At 64.2% G+C, this 4855-nt stretch carries 5 protein-coding genes; all 5 read left to right on the forward strand.

Translation table 11 applies throughout. The features are described 5' to 3' along the window. Positions 1-1683, forward strand: a 1683-nt coding sequence (locus K2W81_RS11890; RefSeq protein WP_366932246.1) for an ABC transporter transmembrane domain-containing protein, incomplete at its 5' end; no start/stop codon positions are given. Next, complete coding sequence (locus K2W81_RS11895; protein ID WP_294104557.1) at positions 1667-2722, forward strand: HlyD family efflux transporter periplasmic adaptor subunit; 1056 nt, start codon at positions 1667-1669, stop codon at positions 2720-2722. The genes K2W81_RS11890 and K2W81_RS11895, both read left to right, overlap by 17 nt. After that, positions 2719-4128, forward strand: a complete 1410-nt coding sequence (locus K2W81_RS11900) for a TolC family protein (RefSeq protein WP_294104559.1) — start codon at positions 2719-2721, stop codon at positions 4126-4128. Before K2W81_RS11895 ends, K2W81_RS11900 begins: the two co-directional genes overlap by 4 nt. A gap of 146 nt (positions 4129-4274) precedes the next feature. Then, positions 4275-4493, forward strand: a complete 219-nt coding sequence (gene secE / locus K2W81_RS11905) for a preprotein translocase subunit SecE (RefSeq protein ID WP_294104561.1) — start codon at positions 4275-4277, stop codon at positions 4491-4493. Between the two features lie 18 nt (positions 4494-4511). Next, the coding region (locus K2W81_RS11910) for a transcription termination/antitermination NusG family protein (protein WP_294104563.1) at positions 4512-4855 on the forward strand (344 nt) is incomplete at its 3' end.

Here is a 4855-nt window from a genome sequence, read left to right on the forward strand (position 1 = left end):
AGGCTGCGCGATTTCGTGCGGTGGGCTGCGCCGATTCTGGGGCCCGACCGCGCCTTTTTCACGCTCGCGATCATTTATGGGATCGGCATCAGCTTGTTGTCGCTGGCGACGCCGATTTCGGTGCAGATGCTGATCAACAGCGTCGCCAACACCGCCTTGCCCGCCCCGCTGTTCACGCTCGCCGGCATCCTGTTCGCGCTGCTGATGCTGTCGGCCCTGCTCAGCGCCTTTCGCGCGCATCTGATGGAAGTGTTCCGTCAGCGCATCTTCGCGCAGCTGGTGGCGGAGATCACGCTGCGCGCGGTGCATTCGCGCGATCCCTTCTTCGGCGATGCGCGCAAGGGCGACCTGTTCAATCGCTATTTCGAAGTGATAAACCTCCAGAAATCAATCCCCTCTCTGCTGATCGGACTGTTCACGATCCTGCTGCAATCGGCCGTCGGTTTTGTGGTAACATCGTTTTACCACCCGTTTTTTCTGGGCTTCAACCTGCTGTTCATCCTGCTCGCATGGCTGATCTGGCAGGTCTGGTCGCGCGGCGCGATGACGACGGCGGTCGCGCTCAGCCACGCCAAATATGATACCGCGCACTGGCTCGAAAGCGTCGGCGCGTCGAACGGCTTTTACAAGTCGAGCCGTCACATTTCCTTCGCGATCGACAAATCGGAAGCGATGACCGAGCGCTACATCAAGGCCTATCGCCGACACATCAATTACAGCTTCACCCAGACGGTCGCCTATCTGATTCTCTATGCCGTTTCGAGCGCGGGCCTGCTGGCGATGGGTGGGTGGCTGGTGATCCAGAACCAGTTGTCGATCGGCCAGCTCGTCGCGGCGGAACTGATCCTCTCGAGCATCTTCTACGGCTTTGCGCAGGTCGGTCCTTATCTCGACGTATTCTATGATCTGGTGACGGCGGTCGAGGAGCTCGGCTTGCTCTATGCGATTCCGCAGGAAGTGCCCGGGCGGGTGACTGGGCCGGGCGAAGCGGTTGGCGATCTCGTCTTCGCCGATGTGCGGATTGGCGACATCCGGCTCGATTGCACGATCCCGTACCGCGCCAAACTGATCGCGGCTGCCGATTCCGACACCCAGCGCGCCTTCGCGCTGCTGCTCAAGCGGCACCGTCCGGCTGATAGCGGGTTCATTACGCTTGGCGGTGCCGAGCTCAGCGTGCTCGACGCCTATCATCTGCGCAGCGACGTGATCGTGCTCGATCGCCCGACGATCGTCGAATGCTCGGTGCGCGACTATTTGGAGCTCTGCTCGCCCGACGATGATCCGAGCAGCATGATGGCTGCGCTCCAGCTATTGGGGATCGATCGTCGCATCGGACAGCTCCCGCAAGGCCTCGACACGATCCTGCCCTCGACCGGCTGGCCATTGTCGCTGCCGGAGATGATGCGCCTGAAGCTGGCCGGTGCGCTGCTGTCGCGGCCGAAGCTGTTGCTGCTGTCGCCGCTATTCGACATGGTGCCCGCCGACGAGCTGGCGCGCATCTTTGCCGCGCTTGAACAATTGCCGACGACAGTCATTTACTTCACCAACCGCAATAACCCGCCGGTGCTCGACGGTTATCTGTGGGTGGGTCGCGATCGGCAGTGGATCGAAAGCGACCGCGCGGCCTTCAACGCGCTGCGTCGCGCCGACCGGATGGAGGCGCCAGATGCAAACCCACGCTGAACAGCTCGTGCAGTTCAAGACACTGCGTAAATTGCAGACGCCAGCGGTACTGCGGGTGATCGCGATCATCGTGGCGGTGGGGATTACCGTGTCGCTCGCCGGGCTGGTCTATCTGCCCTGGGTACAGACTGCACCAGGCACTGGTTCAGTCATCGCGCTTGATCCGCGTGACCGCGTGCAGAACATCACCGCGATGGTGCCCGGTCGGATCGAGCGCTGGTATGTCACCGATGGCAGCATCGTGAAGCGCGGCGACCCGATCGCGCAGATTACGGACAATGATCCGATGCTGCTCGATCGGCTCCGTGCCGAACGCGCGCAGAAACTCGCCGAAATTGAGGCCGCCGAGCTGGCCGCCCAGACCGCGATGCTCGACGTCAATCGCACCGGCGCGCTCTACCGCGAAGGGTTGGCCGCGCGCCGCGATTATGAGGCTGCCCAGATCAAGGTCGCCGACTATCGCGGCAAGATCGCCCAAAGCCGCGCGGCGATCAACAAGGTCGACGTCGACCTCACCCGCCAGTCAGCGCAGACCGTCTATGCCCCGCGCGCTGGGCGGATCATGCAGATCAACGCTGGCGACACCGCAACGATGGTCAAGCAGGGCGACATGCTCGCGACGTTCGCGCCGGAAGAAGCGCAACGGGTGGTGGAGCTGTTCGTCGATGGTCGCGACGTGCCGCTGATCAAGACGGGTCGGCGTGTTCGCCTCGCATTTGAAGGCTGGCCGGCGATCCAGGCGAGTGGCTGGCCATCAGTGGCGCAGGGGATGTTCGACGGACGCGTGCGCGCGATCGACTTGTCGGCATCGGAAAATGGCCTGTTCCGCATCCTGATCGAGCAATCGCCCGATCGGCCACCCTGGCCGCGCGAGCCTTTCGTGCGGCTCGGCGCCAAGGTACGCGGCTGGGTGCTGATGGAAACCGTGTCGGCAGGGTTCGAATTGTGGCGCCAGCTGAACGACTTCCCGCTGCAGTGGGAGCGGCAGGAAAAGAAGGAAGTTCAGCTGGTCAAGCCCAAGGAACGCAAGATCAAATGATCGCGCGCACGCTGATCCTGATGGCGGCGATCTGGGTCGGGCTCGCGCCGTCGCTCGCGCTGGCCCAGCCGAAACCGCTGACGCTCGCCGAAGTGCTCCAGTCGTCGCGCGAGCATGCGCCGCAAGTGCTCGAGGCAATCGCCAAGGTGCGTCAGGCCGAAGGCAAGGCGCTGTCGGCCGACGGCGCCTTCGACACTTTGGTCAAGGGCGAGGCTGAAACCCGGCTGAGCGGCTTTTACAACGGGCAATATGCGGCGGGCACGATCACCCGCCCAATCGAGAATTGGGGCGGCAGCCTCTACGGCGGGTACCGCCTCTCGACCGGGCGCTTCCCGATCTATGAGGATGAGCGCTTCACCAACCAGGTGGGCGAGATCAAGGTCGGCGCGGTGCTGTCGCTGATGCGCGACCGGCTGATCGATGATCGCCGCTTCGGGCGCACCAATGCGCGCATCGACATCGACATCGCCGAGGCCGACCGGTTGTTGACCGCGATCGGGGTGCAGCGCCGCGCAATCGGCGCCTATAATCTGTGGGTCGCCGCCGGCTTGCGGCTGCGCATCTATCGCGACCTGCTCGCGCTCGCCAAGGAGCGGCAGGCGGGGTTCAAGCGCCAGGTCCAGCTCGGCGCGCGGCCCGACATTCTCCTGGTCGAAAACGAACAGAATATCCTCCGCCGCGAAACATTGGTCGCGCGCGCCGAACAGGATCTGGCGGCTGCCGGCAATGCGCTGTCGCTGTTCCTGCGCGACGCCAATGGCGCGCCGATGCAGCCCGATGTCGCGCGCTTGCCGGGCGATTTTCCGTCGCCGATCCGCCTGCCGGGCGATCCGCGCGCGGCGCTCGCCGCCCGTCCCGACCTGCGCCAGATCGATATGCGGCTGCTCCAGGCGACCAACCGGCTCGCGCTCGACAAGAATGGGCTCAAGCCCCGGCTCGACCTGAAGGTTGAGGCGTCGCAGGACATTGGCCCGATTGGCGCGGGTGGCCGCTCGCGCGTCGGCACCGAGACCAAGGTCGGGCTGAGCTTCACGCTGCCGCTCCAGCGCCGCGTCGCCAAGGGGCGGATCGACCAGACCACGGCGGAAATCGACGCGATCCGCCGTCGCCGCCAGCAGACCGAAGAGCAGATCATCAACGCCATCGACGCGCTCGCGATCGATGTGCGCGCAACCGAGCGGCTGCGCACGCTTGCCGACAGCGAATATGACCGCGCCACAACCATGGCCCGCGCCGAAGCCCGCCGCTTCACGCTCGGCGCCAGCGACTTCTTCCTCGTCAATGTGCGCGAGGAATCCGCCGCCGATGCCGGGGTGCGCAAGCTCGACGCCGAATATCGCCAGATCGTCGCCCGCGCCGAACTCGCCGCTGCTGCGGCCGATCTGCCCGCGCTCGGGCTCGACTGACCGCCCGCCCTCGGCCCCTTGCGATCCGCCAGCATTGACGCTAGACCGTCATCAATCCGAAATCGGGATGAATCGTCGTCGGTGCCCTTTGCGGGACCGGGCGGCGGTCCTATGTCCCGAACAGGACAGTTTTTGAGGAACAGCCAGTGGCTTCGTGGAATCCGATCGAGATCATCCGGCAGGCGCCCGTCTTCGCGCGTCAGGTGCAGGCCGAAACGCGCAAGGTCGTGTGGCCGACCTGGGCCGAAACCTGGACCACCGGGCTGATGGTCGCGGTGATGACGACGATGCTCGGCCTTTTCTTCTTCACGATCGACGCGATTTTCGATCGGATCGTGGCGGCCTTGCTGCTGCTGGCGAAATAAGGGCGGACACAGACAACAATGGCACGCTGGTACATCATTCACGCTTATTCGGGTTTCGAGGGCAAGGTCCGCGATTCGATCATGGCCGAGGCGACCCGCATGGGGCTCGACCGGCTGGTCGAGGCAGTCGAAGTGCCGACCGAAACGGTTACAGAGGCGCGTCGCGGCAAGAAGATCCAGGTCGAGCGCAAATTCATGCCGGGCTATGTGCTCGCCAAGCTCGACATGAACGACGACGTCTATCACCTCGTCAAGAACACGCCGAAGGTCACCGGTTTCCTGGGATCGATGGGCAAGCCCCAGCCGATCAGCGAAACCGAAGCCGCGCGGATGCTGTCGACCAAGGACGAAGTCCAGGCGAC

The sequence above is a fragment of the Sphingomonas sp. genome (assembly GCF_019749955.1).
Lineage (GTDB): Bacteria > Pseudomonadota > Alphaproteobacteria > Sphingomonadales > Sphingomonadaceae > Sphingomonas.